Source organism: Rhodoferax sp. (assembly GCF_034520025.1).
Taxonomy (GTDB): domain Bacteria; phylum Pseudomonadota; class Gammaproteobacteria; order Burkholderiales; family Burkholderiaceae_C; genus Allorhodoferax.
In genome coordinates, this window is record NZ_JAXHNZ010000002.1 from 281,293 (window position 1) to 298,638 (window position 17,346).

Annotated in this window: 15 protein-coding genes, 1 pseudogene and 1 riboswitch; of the genes and pseudogenes, 4 read left to right on the forward strand and 12 right to left on the reverse strand. The window is 56.6% G+C overall.

Annotated features, from left to right (window positions below):
• Nucleotides 1–4: 4 nt before the first annotated feature.
• From U5L73_RS09630 to U5L73_RS09660, 7 genes and pseudogenes are all read right to left on the reverse strand, one after another.
• Nucleotides 5–613, reverse strand: coding sequence for a pilus assembly PilX family protein (locus U5L73_RS09630; RefSeq protein ID WP_322562157.1), 609 nt, complete (start codon nucleotides 611–613; stop codon nucleotides 5–7).
• Nucleotides 610–1,560 (reverse strand): PilW family protein, encoded by a 951-nt coding sequence (locus tag U5L73_RS09635; protein WP_322562158.1) that lies wholly within the window; start codon nucleotides 1,558–1,560, stop codon nucleotides 610–612. Before U5L73_RS09635 ends, U5L73_RS09630 begins: the two co-directional genes overlap by 4 nt.
• Nucleotides 1,557–2,228: a type IV pilus modification protein PilV gene (gene pilV / locus U5L73_RS09640; protein WP_322562159.1), complete on the reverse strand. Its 672-nt coding sequence runs from the start codon at nucleotides 2,226–2,228 to the stop codon at nucleotides 1,557–1,559. The genes U5L73_RS09635 and pilV overlap by 4 nt, the downstream gene beginning before the upstream one ends.
• Before the next feature lie 116 nt (nucleotides 2,229–2,344).
• Nucleotides 2,345–3,517 (reverse strand): annotated as a pseudogene (locus tag U5L73_RS09645) (IS3 family transposase).
• A 116-nt stretch (nucleotides 3,518–3,633) separates the two neighbouring features.
• Complete coding sequence (gene nrdR / locus U5L73_RS09650) at nucleotides 3,634–4,083, reverse strand: transcriptional regulator NrdR (RefSeq protein ID WP_313880854.1); 450 nt, start codon at nucleotides 4,081–4,083, stop codon at nucleotides 3,634–3,636.
• 18 nt (nucleotides 4,084–4,101) lie between these two features.
• Nucleotides 4,102–5,346 carry a serine hydroxymethyltransferase gene (glyA, locus tag U5L73_RS09655; protein WP_322562160.1) on the reverse strand — a complete coding sequence of 415 codons (1,245 nt, stop codon included), beginning with the start codon at nucleotides 5,344–5,346 and terminating at the stop codon, nucleotides 4,102–4,104.
• A 44-nt stretch (nucleotides 5,347–5,390) separates the two neighbouring features.
• A riboswitch (ZMP/ZTP riboswitch) is annotated at nucleotides 5,391–5,520 on the reverse strand.
• A 33-nt stretch (nucleotides 5,521–5,553) separates the two neighbouring features.
• Nucleotides 5,554–6,372 (reverse strand): lytic transglycosylase domain-containing protein, encoded by an 819-nt coding sequence (locus tag U5L73_RS09660; RefSeq protein WP_322562161.1) that lies wholly within the window; start codon nucleotides 6,370–6,372, stop codon nucleotides 5,554–5,556.
• Nucleotides 6,373–7,035: 663 nt separating this feature from the next.
• Between U5L73_RS09660 and U5L73_RS09665 the strand changes: the two genes are divergently transcribed.
• Entirely contained in the window at nucleotides 7,036–9,756 is a 2,721-nt protein-coding gene (locus U5L73_RS09665; RefSeq protein WP_322562162.1) for a DUF349 domain-containing protein, read from the forward strand.
• A gap of 62 nt (nucleotides 9,757–9,818) precedes the next feature.
• Here U5L73_RS09665 and U5L73_RS09670 read toward each other — a convergent pair whose 3' ends face one another.
• From U5L73_RS09670 to U5L73_RS09690, 5 genes are all read right to left on the reverse strand, one after another.
• Entirely contained in the window at nucleotides 9,819–10,595 is a 777-nt protein-coding gene (locus U5L73_RS09670; RefSeq protein ID WP_416221291.1) for a UDP-2,3-diacylglucosamine diphosphatase, read from the reverse strand.
• A gap of 14 nt (nucleotides 10,596–10,609) precedes the next feature.
• Nucleotides 10,610–11,116, reverse strand: coding sequence for a peptidylprolyl isomerase (locus U5L73_RS09675; RefSeq protein WP_322562164.1), 507 nt, complete (start codon nucleotides 11,114–11,116; stop codon nucleotides 10,610–10,612).
• A 3-nt stretch (nucleotides 11,117–11,119) separates the two neighbouring features.
• Nucleotides 11,120–11,701, reverse strand: a complete 582-nt coding sequence (locus U5L73_RS09680) for a peptidylprolyl isomerase (RefSeq protein WP_322562165.1) — start codon at nucleotides 11,699–11,701, stop codon at nucleotides 11,120–11,122.
• A complete protein-coding gene (locus U5L73_RS09685) occupies nucleotides 11,701–12,909 on the reverse strand; it encodes a L,D-transpeptidase family protein (RefSeq protein ID WP_416221330.1) in 1,209 nt (402 codons plus the stop codon). Before U5L73_RS09685 ends, U5L73_RS09680 begins: the two co-directional genes overlap by 1 nt.
• Before the next feature lie 109 nt (nucleotides 12,910–13,018).
• Nucleotides 13,019–14,095 (reverse strand): tetratricopeptide repeat protein, encoded by a 1,077-nt coding sequence (locus U5L73_RS09690; RefSeq protein ID WP_322562167.1) that lies wholly within the window; start codon nucleotides 14,093–14,095, stop codon nucleotides 13,019–13,021.
• Between the two features lie 186 nt (nucleotides 14,096–14,281).
• Here U5L73_RS09690 and cysS point away from each other — a divergent pair, with 186 nt between their 5' ends.
• From cysS to U5L73_RS09705, 3 genes are read left to right on the forward strand one after another with little or no spacing between them, the layout of a single operon-like run.
• Nucleotides 14,282–15,658, forward strand: a complete 1,377-nt coding sequence (gene cysS / locus U5L73_RS09695; protein WP_322562168.1) for a cysteine--tRNA ligase — start codon at nucleotides 14,282–14,284, stop codon at nucleotides 15,656–15,658.
• The gene (locus U5L73_RS09700; protein WP_322562169.1) at nucleotides 15,658–16,311 is read left to right on the forward strand and encodes a DNA-3-methyladenine glycosylase 2 family protein; all 654 of its coding nucleotides are present in this window, start codon (nucleotides 15,658–15,660) and stop codon (nucleotides 16,309–16,311) included. The genes cysS and U5L73_RS09700 overlap by 1 nt, the downstream gene beginning before the upstream one ends.
• Nucleotides 16,312–16,356: 45 nt before the next feature.
• The gene (locus U5L73_RS09705) at nucleotides 16,357–17,334 is read left to right on the forward strand and encodes an acetyl-CoA carboxylase carboxyltransferase subunit alpha (RefSeq protein ID WP_322562170.1); all 978 of its coding nucleotides are present in this window, start codon (nucleotides 16,357–16,359) and stop codon (nucleotides 17,332–17,334) included.
• Nucleotides 17,335–17,346 lie beyond the last annotated feature (12 nt).

The following is a 17,346-nucleotide window of genomic DNA, read 5'->3' on the forward strand; positions in this document are numbered from 1 at the left end:
CCGGTTATTTCCGGTAAATCATTTGGAGTACGGCTTGGGCCTCTAGGCGCGGTCCAAAGCCCATCGCTGTTACCCGGTAAATGTGCGCGGGGGTAGGGTTGCTCAGGTCGCGGTCTGCTGGGTCCCTGATCGGCTCAATGACGTATCGCGGGCTTCGGAAGGGTTGAATCCCACTGCCGGTTTGCAAGGTCCTGAGTGTGTATTGGCCGTACTCGGTTGTCCGGGCGCTGGTAGTGGCCTCGAAGTCGACGGTTAGCCACGCGGGCTTCCCAGAACTTACCATGGCGCATAGCCCAACAGAGTTGGCCGTGGAGCCACACCCGTCTACAAAGTCAGAGATATTTTTCGGGTCGTTAAAAAGTGCACGCCGCGTTGATGTGCCCGGGCCGAAGATATCGTTCTCAGCGTCGACCAACGCTGCTTCAGCGGACTGCCAAGCGACTTGCATATCACGGTCTGAGCGGGCGCTACGTTCACTCAGCATGGAGATTTGTACTCCTGCAATTCCTGCAATAGACACGACGGTGAGAATCATCAACACTACGATCAGCGAGGAGCCCTTCTGCCCGGCTAGCGACCTCTGTGCTGGATTACGGAAGAAATGGGTGCTCACAGGTTTTGCTCGTTTCGAAGGTGGATCGTGAAACTCGTTTGGAGGCGTAAGCGCCTGTCCGCTGGCGCGCTGACAACGGTGCCTGGGTCATTGGTCGCATTTGCAAATGCCGAGCCCATCGTTGCACTGGCCGATGATCTGGCGTTACCAAAAGGGTAGAGGGTTTGTGACGCTGATTCTTGAGTTGCGCCAACGCTGCTGCGCAAGATCAGCCCAATTTTTATGCTCCTCACCATGTCCCAGTTGGCTTTGGTAGCCACATCATTGCCGGAAACAATCAACTGGTCTGCCCGCATGTACCGGTCTGTTACGGAGTCGTTATCGCCATCAATGCCGTAGAGCACTTGGAAGTTTTCAACGCCTTCGACAAGTGGTTGACCAGCGGCGGTGCCGGTTCGACACATGAGGGCCGGTTGGCCGCGGCTCTCTGCTACATACAAGACGCTGAGTAGTCGGTCGTCCCGGTCTATGGGGATGGCTGTGTCGTTGGTTTTCGATCTCCCCATGCAATCGATGATCCCTTTGTCCACCCTGCCAGAGCCCGGATAGGTTTCTGGTGCCTGGTAGCGCAAAACGAGCACATCGCTTCCGTAGCCGACGGCGCTCGCTGCCTTTGCTGTGGATGTGACGAGTATTCCCGAAATACTGGGTGTGCCATTTGTAAAACCTGAGACATTGGCCGGTTCCGTGCTTGAGGCAGGTCTTGTCGTCGCTGCGTATATGACATCCTGATATCCGGTCTGCAGCGCAAGCCTTTGGATGATGTCGGTAGCAAAACGCGCGTTATCTCTGAGTTGCGAGGCGGCGTCTACTGTCGCAAAACCTTGACGGCTCACCACAATGGCGGAGAAGGCAGCGAGTGCGATCACCGAGCTGATGACTAACGCCACCAAAAGCTCGATCAGTGTCAAGCCCTGCTGTTTGTTTGTGAGTGTGTCGCTCGTCACAGACTGTTCCCCGGCGTTAGGGCGAGCACCACGGAGGGCGCTGCCGCGCTTGCACCAGTTGCTCTTTCTATGGCGCTTGCTCCGTTCAGGGCTTTATTGGTGGATGTCTTGGTCCAGCCGATTTTTACGACTTTGGTGGCTCCCGTTCCGGCAGTGCAAGTCCATTGCGGTTGGCCGCCAGCGGTGTAAGGGGCTGTATCGTCACAAACGACGACCCGCGCTCCTGGCAACTCCTCTTCCACCCTTGCAAGCCATTCGGTCATTGATGCATTGGCAATCCTAGTTTGGATTTCGAGTGGAGTTCCAGTGCCACACGGGCTCTCTGTTGCGGCTGTAGTCATGGAATTCCCGACCGTTAAACAATACGAAGGAGTGGGTGCAGTCATCGGTGTGCTGAAATCGCCATGAAAGGGGTTGCTCGCAGTAAGTAAGGCAACGTCTTTGTTGCCTCGAATCATTTCTGCCAGTTCTCTCGCTAGGGCAAGCGCGGATGATTGGATGCGAGCCTCCCTATTTGATTGCAGCGCCGAGGCTTGCAGTCCCACAGCTCCCAATAGTCCGAAGGACAAAACCACGACTGAAATCAGAATCTCAATTAAGGAAAACCCCCCCATCTTTGCCGCATTTGGTTCTCCAAGGCTCGGTGCGTGATGTATGAGTTTCTGCATGTTCAAAGTTTATTTATATGAGCAGCAATAGCAAGTTCCCATGCCACCGCTCATCCTATTGCAGTGGCCGCTTGGCAAGGGTGATGGAGGAAAATTAACGAATACATCTTTCATTGCTATTTCTTGGCACGATGGCGACGTCCCCCCATTTTCAGTAGCACTGGGCTTTGGAGTCCGGGGTTAATTTAACTGGTTTTGTATCAACGTCTTGGCGTAGGCTGACGGAGTCAAACCGCCAAGGGATCTCTTAGGCCTTTCTTCGTTGTATTCCCTGCGCCAAGATTCAACGACCACCCGGGCATGCTGCAAGCTGGTGAACCAGTGCTCGTTCAGGCATTCATCCCGGAATCTGCCATTGAATGATTCGATGTATGCGTTCTGGTTGGGCTTGCCTGGCTCGATCAGGAACAACTGAACACCCCTGGCATGGGCCCAGGTCAGCATGGCGCGACTACAGAACTCTTTGCCGTTATCGGTTCTGATGGCCTTGGGCAGGCCCCGCGTTTTCGCCAACTGCTCCAGGATGCGAACCAGTTGGTTACCGCCCAGTGCACGCTCCGGCATGATGGCCACAGCTTCATGAGTTGCGTCATCGACTACCGTCAGGCTCTTGATGCTGCGTCCTTCTGCTGTGCGGTCAAACACGAAGTCCATCGACCACACTTGGTTGGCCTGTGTGGGTCGCTCCAATGGATGTCGATCCGACAGAGGTATCTTCTTGCGCCTGCGTTTCTTCACCTGCAGGCCAGCCTCGGCATACAGGCGATGCACACGTTTGTGATTGACCAGTTCACCTGCCTGACGCAGCTTCAGATAGATCATTCCGGCGCCGAAAAGTCGATGCCGTTGTGCCAGAGCAATGATCTCCTCCTTGAGCGCACAGTTGCGGTCCTGTGTTGGTTCGTACCGATAAGCACTGGCGCTCATGCCAATGACGCGCAAAGAACGACGCTCGCTCAGCCCATGGCTGACCAAGTGGCGCACCAGTTCACGTCTACCCGGTGCGCTCACCACTTTTTTCGCAAGGCTTACCTCAATACCTCGTTCTCCAGCATCGCCTCTGCCAGCAGCCGCTTGAGCCGCCCGTTCTCCGTTTCCAGCTCTTTTAGCCGCTTGGCGTCTGACACGTTCATGCCGCCAAATTTGCTACGCCAGAGGCAATAGCTGGCCTCCGAGAAACCGTGCCGCCTGCATAGCTCGGCTACTGCCAGGCCCGCTTCGGCTTCGCGCAGGAAGCCAATGATCTGCTCTTCTGTAAATCGCTTTTTCACGTCCAATCTCCTGTCTATGGGATTGGACTTCAAGCTCAACTGCTACTCAAATCCGAGGGGACGTCAGATGTCGCCCTAGTCGTAGCGTTATTCGAAACTTGTGGGCGCAAGCCTCATCCTGCGCTTTCTGAGCGTTAACGGCTGACTTCATCCACCAACGTTTTGAATTCGTCGATGTCTTCAAAGCTGCGGTAGACGCTGGCAAAGCGCACGTAGGCGACCTTGTCCAGTTTTTTGAGTTCGCGCATCACGAGTTCGCCGATGCGGGTGCTCTGGACTTCGCGCAGGCCCAGATTCAAGAGTTTTTCTTCGATACGCTCGATGGCGCTGTCGATCTGTTCGGTGCTCACTGGCCTTTTCCGTAGGGCCAGGTTCATGGAAGCGAGTAGTTTGGCGCGCTCGAATTCAATGCGGCGGCCATCTTTCTTGACGATGGCCGGAAAGTTGACGTCTGGCCGCTCGTAGGTGGTGAACCGTTTGTCGCAGGAGCCGCATTGGCGCCTGCGACGGATGAAGTCCCCGTCTTCAGAAATTCGTGTCTCCACCACTTGGGTTTCGGAATGGCTGCAGAAGGGGCACTTCATCGTAAATACTGACCTTGCTTACTTGTAAACCGGGAAGCGTGAGGTCAGGGCGTGGACCTTGGCGCGAACTGCCGCAATGTTGCCTTCGTCGCGGGGGTTGTCCAGCACATCGGCAATCAGGTGGGCCGTGGCGCGGGCTTCTTCATCTTTGAAGCCGCGTGTGGTCATGGCGGGGGTGCCTACCCGGATACCACTGGTCACCATGGGCTTTTCAGGGTCGTTGGGGATGGCGTTCTTGTTGATCGTCATGTGGGCAGCGCCCAAGACCGCTTCAGCTTCTTTGCCGGTAATGCCCTTGGAGCGCAGGTCCACCAGCATCACATGGCTTTCAGTACCGCCGCTGACGATACGCAGGCCACGTGCAGTCAAGGTTTCTGCAACGATCTTGGCATTGCGCACCACTTGAGCTTGGTAAGCCTTGAACTCGGGGGTTAGGGCTTCTTTGAAAGCCACAGCCTTGGCAGCAATCACATGCATCAAAGGGCCACCTTGCAGGCCGGGGAAGATGGCGCTATTGATGGCCTTCTCGTGTTCTGCCTTCATCAAGATGATGCCGCCACGGGGGCCGCGCAGGCTCTTGTGCGTGGTGGAGGTCACTACGTCAGCGTAGGGTACTGGGTTGGGGTACACGCCTGCGGCAATGAGGCCGGCATAGTGGGCCATGTCTACCATGAAGATGGCACCCACGTCTTTTGCCACTTTGGCAAAGCGAGCGAAGTCAATGGCCAAGGAGTAGGCGGATGCGCCGGCAATGATCAGCTTAGGCTTGGTTTCGTGGGCCTTGCGCTCCATGGCTTCGTAGTCAATGGCTTCATTGGCATCCAAGCCGTAGGACACGACGTTGAACCATTTACCGCTCATGTTCAGAGGCATGCCGTGGGTCAAGTGACCGCCCTCAGCCAAGCTCATGCCCATGATGGTGTCGCCAGGCTTCAAGAACGCCAAAAACACAGCTTCGTTGGCCGATGCGCCGCAATGGGGCTGCACGTTGGCGGCATCTGCTCCGAAAATTTGCTTGATACGATCAATAGCCAGTTGTTCGGCTACATCGACGTGCTCGCAGCCACCGTAGTAGCGGCGGCCGGGATAGCCTTCGGCGTATTTGTTGGTCAGCTGGCTGCCTTGGGCGGCCATGACGGCGGGCGAGGCGTAGTTTTCGCTGGCGATCAACTCGATGTGGTGTTCCTGGCGAGCGTTTTCGGCCAGGATGGCGGCCCAGAGTTCGGGGTCGGCTTGTTCAACAAGAATGTTGCGGTCGTACATGGCAGTCCTTTGAGGAGATCGGGCCTGTGGGTCAATGGTGACAACAGGGCTGCCCAGGCGAACGGCTAATCACACAAACCGTGCAGGTCGTGCGGCACGCTTCCCAGTGGTGTCCCACGTCAGCAACCGGCTTCCTGAGGAAGACGGCGCCTATCGCCAGTCGCGTGCGAGCGAGAGTTTAACCGACTCAGGGCGCCCCGCGTCCGGTCAGGAAGGTTGAGTCAAGGCCGCCACATTCTCAACGGAGGGTGGAGCGGACGGTTCAACTACCGGCGTTATTACCGCCGGGTTAGGCTGAATGCTCTGGATAGGTTTGCCGGACACAACGCTTTGCAAGCGCGCGTATTCGGCCAAGACTTTGGCTGTATAGCCGCCATCCGACTTCATATTGCCGGCTCCCACATACAGTTTGAGCCCACCTTCGATGGATCCAGCACGGGCGATGCATTCCTTTAACACTTTGGCGCCAACACGCAGATTGGACACAGGGTCAAACGCGGCCAGTTTGCCGCCATAGCCCTCGTATTTTTCACTGTGAACTTTGGTCATAACCTGCATTAGGCCTTGGGCACCTACATGGCTTTGGGCAAAAGGGTTGAAGCCTGACTCCACCGCCATGACAGCCAATATCAGGGTGGGCTCTATTTTGGCGCGCCGACCCGTTTCAAAAGCCTCTGCAACTAACGCACTCAGCGGCTCTGGAGCGACGCTGTATTTCTTACTCAACCAAAAGGCGACCGCCGCCTGTTGCTTGGGGAGTTCTTGGGGATTGGTGGCCGTTGCGCGCTCAATGGCGTCAGGCTCCAAGCTCACGCTTATGCTCGGTGCATGGCGGTCTTGAAGCCATCCCATGAGGCGCATTTCAGTTTCAGTACGGATTTCTGGGTGGTAAACAAATGTGATGATGGCGAACATCACGGCTAGGCCAAGAAGTGCAAAACCGTTGTGTGTAATTTCAAAAAAACCTTGGGCGATGTCGTTCGCAACAGTGCGAATGCCTTTGGTGATGCGGGTAGTCGCTGTCATAGCTCTTCCTTCTTTGGCGGGGGTGGCCGGCCAGGTTTGCCAGGTCGGCAAGTCCTTGCAGGTCCCCTCGTTTGGGTTGGTACGCTATCAATATCCTGCGGCGTCGTCTCGACATGTGCAGCGATTTGAATATGCCGGGTTCGGCAGCGGGGCGGGTAATCCCTAGGCGGGATTTAAATTGGACGGATTCTATGGGTGCTTTATATGCCAAGTCAACCATATCAATCTTATTTGATATGGTTGACAGATTCTAAAAGATCGATTTTTCTCCGTTTTTGGGCTCGGAACTACCTTGGGACAGGGTACCTGCAGTGCAAGTCCAAAGGGTGCAAGAAAGGCTTTGCTTTTTCATCGGGTGTGTTTATGGGGACCTATGCAGCATCTATATATAAAGCAGCCGCCGCTGCAGTGCACTTACCCCAAGGGGAGGTCGGGGTGTCCGAATGAAGCCGCCACCTCTTTGCATTTTTGGTCTGCAAAGCTCACGCCTATGGCACGCTCTTCGGTCAAGAGAGGAGGGGCAAAACACGCTGTCGTCGAGGACTTGCTCCCCGGCTTTTTCGGTTCCTGCGTGCAATGCGCCAAAAACAATGCGGATTGTGTTGAAAACGCAGCGAAAATACGAAGTTGCTTATTTCATACCCACTTTACTCTGAGCTCGCTGTGACGTCGAACCAATCTGCTAAAAACACTGATATCGCCTCTCTGGACCGTCTGACTGGCGGAGCCTTTACCGCTGCCACTGCGGGGGAGCGTGCGTCCCGCATTCGTGACTGGTTGTTGACCCAGCCGGGCCACGAGCAGTTGGCCGACGTCTTCAAAGAACTCAGCGTGAAAGACAAGGGCGCCGCCAAATTGGTGCGAGAAAAGCTTGATGAGGCCCGTCGTGCCAAAGGTCAGGAAGCACTGGGTGCTGAATGGGCTGCCAAAGCGCAAGCCCTGATCGACACCGCCAAACTCAATATTGCAGACGCCCTTGCTTGGCAACGTGATGCCGCCAAAGCGGGTGCACCGTTGAGTAAAGAGCCATTGCTCACCCTGAAGGGACAGCTCTCTGAGCGTGTAAAAGGGATCGAAGACCTGCAACACCAGGTGCAGGTCCAGCGCGAAGCGGCAGTATTGCTGGCTCAGCGTATTGAAGTGCTGTCCACCAAAGCATTGGCAGATGCGCAAACGGCAGTTGATGCCCTGCGCACCGATGTGCAGCATTGGCAGAGCCAAGCCGAAACCTTGGTTTTCAACAGCAACTGGGTAAGTGTGGATGCCAAGTTCCCGGCTTTGTTGGATGCATCCAAAGGCCAGTTGTTGGTGGTGTGGGACGCTTTCCAGGCCGCATTGGCACTCGCCCTGACAGCGGCGCAAGATGCGGCGGCACCTTTGCCTCCCGTGCCGGTGTGGGCCGACGAGATCCGTGCGCTGCGCGGCGTGCCGGCAGAGGTGGCCCCCAAGGTTTCCAAGCCCAAGGTAGATCCCGAGTTGCGCGCACAAGCGCAAGCTGCGGTCAAGGCCGCGTTGGCCACCGTCGAGCAAGAAGTGAGCGAGGGCCATGGCAAAGCCAGCGCCGGTGCTGCAGCAGGCCTGCGCAACGCCCTGAAAGAGTTCGGCAAGCTGATTGATGCCAAGCTTGAAAACCAGGCCCACGCCGCTTTGTCGGCTGCAGGTGAGTTGGAAGGTTGGCAGCGCTGGCGTGCAGACCAGATCCGTGAGGAGCTGGTGGGCAAGGCTGAAGGTCTGCTCAAGCGCCCCGATGGTCAGGCGATCGGCGGCCGCAAGATGCAAGAAACCTTGCGCAGTCTTCGTGACCAGTGGAAGCAAACCGACCAGGGCGGCGTGCCCAACCATGCGCTTTGGAAGCGTTTTGACGAAGCCTGTAACGAAGCCTACAAGGTGGTGGAGAGCTGGTTGGAAAAGGTGAAGGCGGAGTCTGCCGAACACCGTGCCCAACGATTGGCGCTTATTGACGAGGTCAAAGCGTGGGCTGCGGCAAACCGTACCGCATTGGATGACGACTGGAAAGGCTTCAATCGCATCCTCTACCAGTTTTCCGACCGCTGGCGTGAAGCTGGCCATGTGGGCGAAAAAATGTTTGCTGAGCTGCAACCCTTGTGGAAAGCAGCGTTTGCAGAAGCAGCAGCTCCACTGGAGGCGGTTCAGGCTCAGAGCCTTGCAGCCCGCCAAGCCATGATTGAAGAGGCTAAGCAGCTTGGTGCCATGCCGGTACTGCGGATCGATGCGGTCAAATCCTTGCAGCAACGCTGGCAAGCCCAGGCCCACGCGATCCCGGTCGATCGCCGCCAGGAGCAAAAGCTGTGGGATGCTTTCCGCAAGCCGATTGACGATGCCTTTAATCGCAAAAGTGCAGACCGCGAAAAAGCAGAAGCTGCCTTGGGTGCGCGCGACCGTGCGGTGCTTGATGCGGCCAAAGCATTGGAAGCCGCTAACGCCTCTGGCGATGCAACCGCCATCCGTGCGGCCATGACAGCGCTCGACGCTGCGCTGCACGGTCAAGCCCAAGCCCAAGCGGATGTGGCCGCGGCAGGCGCCGGTGAACAGGCAGCACAAGGCTTGGTTCAGCAAGAAAATCCAGTGTCTGCCCAAGCAGAGTCTGCGCCGGTAGCTATCGAAAATGTAGCAACAGAAGCGGCTGCAGAGGTGGGGGGGGACTCCTCGGCCGCCGTGGCGCCTGTGGTCGCTCCCAAGCCAGCTCCCAAGCCGGTGGTGGCGGTGCGCGGAGACGACCGTCCCGGTATGAAGAAGGAGACTCCTGCAGATCCCCGCGCGTCCAAATTTGGCGACCGTAAGGATGCGGGACGGGGCGGACGTGATGCCGGCAAGCCCGGGTTCGGCGACCGTGCGCCTCGTCGCGATGACCGCGCCGGCATGGGCGACCGCAACGGTGCACCCATGAGCAGCGCGCCACGTTTGGGTGACACCGCTTTCCGTGCGCAACGCGAAGCGATGGAAAACGCCCAATTCGCCCTCAAAAAGCTGGCAGCTCAAGCCCATGGCGAGGCCTTGGTGCAATTGTTGTCTGCGTGGGAAAAGCGCGATGCTGCCCTGTTACCTACGGCTCAAAACTTGGGTGGTCGTGCTGCGGGTCAGGCCCGTAGTGCGTGGGTGAAGGCTGTCAGTGCCACGACTGCTGTGAAGCCTGAGGCGGCTTCGCAACACTTGTTGCGCCTTGAAATGGCCGCGGAGGTACCGACGCCTGCCGAGCATTTGGATGCCCGACGTGGCATGCAATTGCAACTATTGACCCGTCGTAATGACCCCGCACCTGCTCAAACTTGGGCGGAAGATACCGCGCAGGTATTGGCAGCAGCGTACGACGCAACACAAGCACGCCGTTTGCAAAATGTGTTGAAAGTTCTGTTGAAGCGTTAAACACGCAGCTCCGTGCCGCATAGCTTTGCGGCGCGGAGCACATTACGAGCCTGCTTGGTTGATCAGCAGGCGTTGTGCGGTGAGAGGCGGGTCCAGATGAGGGAGTCCGACATCGGCTGTAGCTCTAGCCTTAATACCTCGGCTCTGTCAGTCGCTTTTCCCTGGATATGCCAGTCGCTCAGGACCCAGCGCTGTGTTCCGTGCTCCATCTCGTGGGTGGCGGGTTTATGCGTGTGGCCGTGGATGAGATGCGTAGCTTTGGCAGAAGCAAGCGCTTTTTGCGCTACGTCGTGGTCCACATCTGCGTAGCTGGTCACTTCTTTCTTCTTTTCACTCTGCGATCTGATGTCGCTTGCAATTCCCCGGCGTTCTGCTAGCGGGCGCTTGAGAAAGTTGGCTTGCCATTCGGTAGACCTTACGGTGCGACGGAATGCCTGGTAATCCACATCATCCACACACCAAGCATCTCCATGGGTCAACACAATCCGGTGAGATGCGAAAGTCAGCGTGGTAGGGTCAGGCAATAGCTGAGCTTGTGCCGCAGTAGAGAACGTTTGGCTGAGCAAAAAATCGCGATTACCAACGATGCAACACACCGGTATCCGCGCTGCGGTGCTGCGAATAGTCGATACACAGGCTGACTCAAAACTCTGTGCATCCGTGAGGGTGTCATCGCCCACCCAGACTTCGAATAAATCGCCGAGTATGAAGAGTGCGTCTGCCTTGGTGTCCCGCATATAGCGGGCCCAAACTGCGTATGTTTGGGGCTCGCTGGAGTGCAGGTGGAGATCCGAGATGAAATCCACCCGCCGCCAGTGGGGCTGTGCAATCAGTTCCACTGGCATTTTTCCATTTACAGCGCCACGGCTTTTTCGATGATCACGTCCTCTTTAGGCACGTCATCATGGAACCCTTTTTTGCCGGTTTTGACAGCCTTGATTTTGTCAACCACTTCAGAGCCGACGATCACTTTGCCGAACACAGCGTAGCCCCAGCCTTGCATGCTGGGTGCGGTGTGGTTCAGGAAGCCGTTATCAGCGACGTTAATAAAGAACTGTGCAGTCGCAGAGTGCGGGTCGCCAGTGCGCGCCATAGCCAGGGTGTACGTCGAATTTTTCAAGCCATTGTTGGCTTCATTTTCGATAGGAGCGTCGGTTGGCTTCTGGGCCATTCCCGGCTCCATGCCGCCGCCCTGGATCATGAAGCCCGGAATCACGCGGTGGAAAATTGTGTTGTTGTAGTGGCCTTTGTTCACATACGCCAAAAAGTTGGCGCTGGACTTGGGGGCCTTCTCTTGGTCCAGCTCGATGGTGATAACGCCGTAGCCGGTGATGTGGAGTTCGACTTGAGGATTGCTCATGATTTAAGGGGCCAAAGTGGCCGAGTTGATAACGACAGGGGTTTGTGGCACATCTTGGTACATGCCTGCATTGGTGGTCGGAACACCACGAATTTTGTCAATCACATCCATGCCCTGGACGACTTTGCCGAAAACAGCATAGCCGTGGCCATCAGGGCGAGGTGCATTCAGGTTTTGATTGTCCACCACATTGATAAAGAACTGCGCAGTTGCGCTTTGTGGGTTGGCTGTGCGCGCCATGGCAATCGTGCCCCGGTCATTCTTCAAGCTGTTGTTTGCTTCCAGGGGAATCGGGTCCCGGGTCGTTTTTTGCTGCATATTAGGCGTGAAGCCTCCGCCCTGCACCATGAAATTGGGGATGACGCGATGAAAGACCGTGCCGTTGTAATGCTTGTCTTTTACATACCGCAGAAAGTTTTCGACGGTCTTGGGTGATTTGTCTGGATAAACCTCCACCGTGAAATTGCCTTGGGTCGTTTGAAACACAACTTTGGGGGCGGTATCCTGCGCCACCGCTGCTTGTTGCAAGAGCAGGGCGGTGCAAACGGTCAGGGTTTTGAGTCCTCGTTGAATCCATACGTGCATCACAGTACTCCTTCGTAAAAAATTTTCCATTGACCATTCTGGTAGCTCCAATACTGCCGCTTTGTCCAGCCAATACGGGAACCTTCGGCCACCTCGCCGAAGGTGGTCACCATGGTTTCGTTGCTATCGATCCAGTGGAGGTAAGAGACATCCTTCAGCTGGATCGTTCTTCCTCTGATTTTTTCCATCTCTCCGCGCAACAAAGGAGTCCATTGCTGGAGCGTTTTGCCGTTGCTGTTGAAGTCCGGGGTGTAGAAACTCAGCACCTGCTGCACATTACCGCCGGTTTTTGCATTGCGCCAGGCGAGAAGGGCACTTTCAAATCCCTTCGCGGCGTTTTTCGCGTTCACTGCCGGCACCCATTGCAGTTGCGACGCAATTACGACGGGTGTTGCCCGGATCGCGACTGTTTTGATGATGCGCTCCAAGTCCGGATTTGCAAGGACGATACAGCCATCCGTTGCAAGGGGTGCACGGGCGTATTGGGTGGGGGGGGTTCCATGCAGCCAGATGCCACTGCCGGTTTTCCCGCGTTTTGCATCCAAGACATTCGGATAGTTGATGGGGAGGGCTCCAGATCCGTAAAAATCTTTAAGTGTCTTGGGGTCTAAATTGCTGGTGATGTAGTAAACGCCCAAAGGCGTTCTCTGGTCACCCTCTACGGCTTTGGAGATTCCCGCTTTTCCGACGGAAATGTAATAGTCCGCAATCAGCGTTAAGCCGTTTCCTGAGTTCTCAAACAAATACAGGCGTGACCGGGAGGCGTCGACTGCAATCGCGTGGCGGGTGGTCGAGGCGAGTTGCAGAAACTGCGCAGGAACCATGCCTGTCGGTGGCCGCTCTTTAAGAGCCTTCACCCGCTTGCTGGATTCCTCACGCAGTTCCTTGAGCGCTTCGCTCGCGCTTTTGGCCATCGCAGGCGGAACGTCGCCCAGCGTGGTTACCTGCCGAACCCGTGAGGCCAGCAGATCGCCGTAGACCAGTTGTGCCAGCTGGAAAGTAGGCAAGTCTGCCGCAAGGCGTTCTGCTTTAAGAAGCGCTGACCGATTTTCACCCCGCCCAATGAGGCCGTAGACCTCAATCAGCCGGGCTTCTGCAGCGCCAGTGTCATCCTTGGCAGGATTTTTCGAAGCTGGGCTAACTGCCGGTTTTTGAGCCGGAATAGTCTTAACAGGATTTGCCGATGCATCGCCTGGATACAAACCCAGTCCTGCGGCAAACAACGGGAGGGTCCACAGAAAGGCGCGGATATGAGGCACATTGGATTTCAATGTGCGCAAAAGGCTATCGAACACGTTCCGACAGTGCTCCGACGCCTCAGTTGCCAACAGATTCGCGAACAATCAGCCAGCGATCACCAGTTTTGGTGAGCTCCAGAACTTTCCGGCTGGACACTGCCAACTCGTTGGCTTTGTAGTCTTGGCGAAATTTCGCGGTCGCCTTCGAGCCGTTGACGGTGATGTTGAGGTTGCTGATCGTAACCATGATTTTTGACTTTCCGGTAATGCGTTGGCGACGCTCTTCTTCCCAAGCAGACCGCTTCACGCCACCTGGTGTGTCAAAGTCGCGTCCGTAGGCTGACAAGTAGCCTTTCATATCGCGGGCAGCCCATGCTTTCGCCCAATTCCGTACAGCAGTTTCGACGTCTTTGCGTGCATCTGCGCCTGATGCTGGTTCGGCTTTAGGTTGAGCAGCAGGGGCGGCTGCCGCTGTTGCCGTTTGCGCCGGTGTTGCGTTCGCTGCCGGTACGGCGGGGGCTGCGGGTTTGCTGACCACGGGCTCCGGGGCAGGCTTTGCGGGCGCTGCCACGGGTGGAGGCGCCACGGGTGTCGGCGCAGACAGCGTTGAGGCTGGACGCTGACCTTTGGCGGTGGCCGGATTGAACAGTTCACGGATCAGAGCGAGCTTTGGTGGCACCGCTGCGTTGTTTGCGTCAAGTTGCAGTGCTTTTCCGTAGGCTTGGCTGGCCAACTTGGCATACACATCCCCCAGGTTCTCGTGGGCTGTGGTGTAGCTGGGGTTGGTGCGGATTGCCATCTCAAGGGCTGTACGCGCTTTGTCAAATTGGCTTTGACCGGCGTACAGGACTGCCAGGTTGTTATAGGGCTCCGGGAGCTCAGGATAGTCTTCAGTCAACCGTGTGAATGTTGCAATCGCGTCAGTGTTTTTGCCGGAGTCACGTTGGATCACGCCCTTCAGGAAGCGCATTTGTGGGTCACGGGGCTTTGCTGCAAGGTACTGGTCCGCCTTGGCCATGGCCTCCGGGAGCTTTCCATTGCGCACCAGCTGCGCAACATCTGCGTAGTCGTCGGCATGGGCTACTCCAAACGACAAGGTAGCGGCCAGTGCAACCCAGCGGATTGCGGAAAAAAGCGGGGATGGGGCTTGCTTCATAGTGCCTTTGAAAACTTGCTCGGTGAGTCACCCTCGGCGCAGGGCTTTATACTGCGGGCATTGTAGCCGAGGGGTTAGCGTGCAGCCCCGAGGACACCCCCCCCGATTTGATTGTTTGCGAGCCCTCTTTGCGTCCTTTTGTGATGTAGCGGGCTCGTTGTTTTTGTGTTCAGGTTTTTGATACCCATGAGTTTGCGCATTTTCAACACGCTAACGCGTTCGTTGCAACCCCTCACCCCTCTTGAGCCCGGTCACGTGCGCATGTATGTCTGTGGCATGACGATCTATGACCTGTGTCACATCGGCCACGCACGAATGATGATGGCTTTTGATGTGGTGCAGCGGTGGCTGAAGGCCAGCGATTTGAAGGTGACGTATGTGCGAAACATCACTGACATCGATGACAAGATCATCAGGCGGGCTCTGGAGCGCGGCATCACGATCCGCCAGTTGACCGATGAAATGATCGAAGCCATGCATGCCGATATCGGCGCGCTGCGCATTGAGGCGCCTTCGGTGGAGCCTCGCGCCACTGAATATGTGCCGCAAATGCTGTCGCTGATTGGCGAGCTGGAGGCCAAGGGCCTGGCTTACCGCTCGGGCAATGGCGATATGAATTACTCCGTTCGCAAGTTTGAAGGCTACGGAAAGCTGTCCGGCAAGTCTCTGGATGAACTGCGCGCCGGCGAGCGAGTAGCAGTTCAAGACGGAAAAGAAGACCCCTTGGACTTTGTGCTCTGGAAGTCAGCCAAACCCGAGGAGCCACCTGAGGCTAAGTGGGATAGTACTTTTGGTACAGGCCGACCCGGTTGGCATATTGAATGCTCGGCCATGAGCTGCGCCACCTTGGGCAAGACCTTTGATATTCACGGTGGCGGCGCGGACTTGCAGTTCCCCCACCACGAAAATGAAATTGCGCAAAGCGAAGGCGCCCACGGCCAGCCGCTGGCGCAGTTTTGGATGCACAACGGCTTTGTGCGCGTCGACAACGAAAAGATGAGCAAGTCGCTCGGAAACTTCTTCACCATCCGCGACGTCTTGAAGCAATACGACGCGGAAACCGTTCGCTTCTTCATCGTGCGGGCGCACTACCGCAGTGCCCTGAACTACAGCGACGCGCATTTGGATGATGCCCGCCAGGCACTCAAGCGCCTGTATACCGCACTGACGGTCGCTGCACCGTTGGACATTGCCATTGATTGGGCCAATCCCTTCGCGGCCCGTTTCAAGGCTGCGATGGACGAGGATTTTGGGACCCCCGAAGCCATTGCGGTGCTTTTTGATCTGGCGGGCGAGGTCAACCGCACACGCTCGGTGGAGTGTGCTTCGCTCCTCAAGGCCTTGGGCGGCTGTATCGGCCTGCTGCAAGCGGACGCCAAAGCGTACTTGCAATCTGGAGCAGGGCCGGACGAGGCGACCATTGCGCAGCGAATCGCGGAGCGCGCCGCGGCTAAAGCCGCTAAGGACTTTGCGTTGGCAGACACGATCCGTAAAGAACTGCTCGCCCAGGGCATTGTGCTGAAGGACTCCGCCGCAGGGACGACCTGGGAGGCGGCAGAGTAATGGCTTTTGCAATTCCTGCGACTGCCGAAGCAGTCATTACCCCCTATTTTTGGGAGGAGGCCTGCAAACATCTGATGAAAAAGGATCGGGTCATGAAACGCCTGATTCCGCAATTCGGGGATGCATGTCTCCAAACACGGGGCGACGCCTTTGTCACCTTAGCGCGCAGCATCATCGGTCAGCAGATTTCGGTGAAAGCCGCCCAAACCGTGTGGGACCGGTTTAGCCTGTTGCCCAAGAAGCTGACGCCCGCCAATGTCTTGAAGCTCAAGGTGGATGACATGCGCGCAGCCGGCCTCAGTGCCCGCAAGGTCGAATATCTGGTGGACCTGGCTTTGCACTTTGACAATGGTGCCTTGCATGTCAAAGATTGGGACAGCATGGACGATGAAGAAATCATCGCAGAGCTGGTATCTATACGCGGCATAGGCCGGTGGACGGCAGAGATGTTCATGATTTTTCACCTCATGCGTCCGAATGTGCTGCCATTGGATGACGCCGGTTTGATTACTGGCATCAGCCAGAACTATTTTTCGGGTGATGTGGTGAGTCGTAGTGATGCGCGCGAAGTCGCGGCAGCCTGGGCGCCATATTGCAGTGTGGCAACTTGGTATATTTGGCGGTCTCTCGACCCCTTACCGGTCGCGTACTAACGGGTGAGGCGCGTGGGCGCCTGTACCGCAAGAAGGAGAAAAACGTTGGCAAAAAAGACTTTCCTCGATTTCGAGCAGCCCATTGCGGAGCTCGAAGGCAAGATTGAAGAGTTGCGCTACGTGCAAAACGAGTCCGCGGTCGACATTTCTGCGGAAATCGACCAGCTGAGCAAAAAAAGCCAGCAGCTGACCAAAGACATTTACAGTGACCTGACCCCTTGGCAGATCACCAAAATCGCTCGCCATGCAGAGCGCCCCTATACCTTGGACTATGTGGGCGAAATCTTCACCCACTTCGTGGAGCTCCATGGCGACCGCCATTTCGCGGACGATTTGAGTATCGTGGGTGGCTTGGCCCGGTTCAATGGCACGCCCTGCATGGTGATCGGCCAGCAAAAAGGGCGCGATACCAAAGAGCGCGGCTTGCGTAACTTCGGGATGAGTAAGCCCGAGGGATACCGCAAAGCTTTGCGCCTCATGAAGCTGGCGGAAAAATTCAAACTCCCGGTCTTCACCTTCGTCGACACACCCGGTGCCTATCCGGGGATTGATGCCGAAGAGCGTGGACAGTCCGAGGCGATTGGCCGCAACATTTTTGAAATGGCGCAGCTCGAAGTTCCGATCATCACGACCATCATCGGCGAGGGCGGTTCAGGCGGTGCACTGGCGATTTCGGTGGCCGACCAGGTCATCATGCTGCAGTACTCGGTGTACTCGGTGATCAGCCCTGAAGGATGCGCCTCGATCCTCTGGAAAACCTCTGATAAGGCGCAAGAGGCCGCCGACGCCTTGGGCATCACAGCACACCGCCTGAAAGCACTTGGTTTGGTTGACAAGATTGTGAATGAGCCAGTAGGCGGCGCTCACCGCGATACCAAGCAGGCAGCTGCTTTCTTGAAGCGGGCGCTGGCCGATGCGTACCGCCAAATCAGTGACTTGAAGGTCAAAGAGCTGCTGGATCGCCGTTACGAGCGTCTCCAGAGTTATGGCCGCTTCACCGACACCAAGGCCACTGGGAAGTAAATGCCAGGCCGT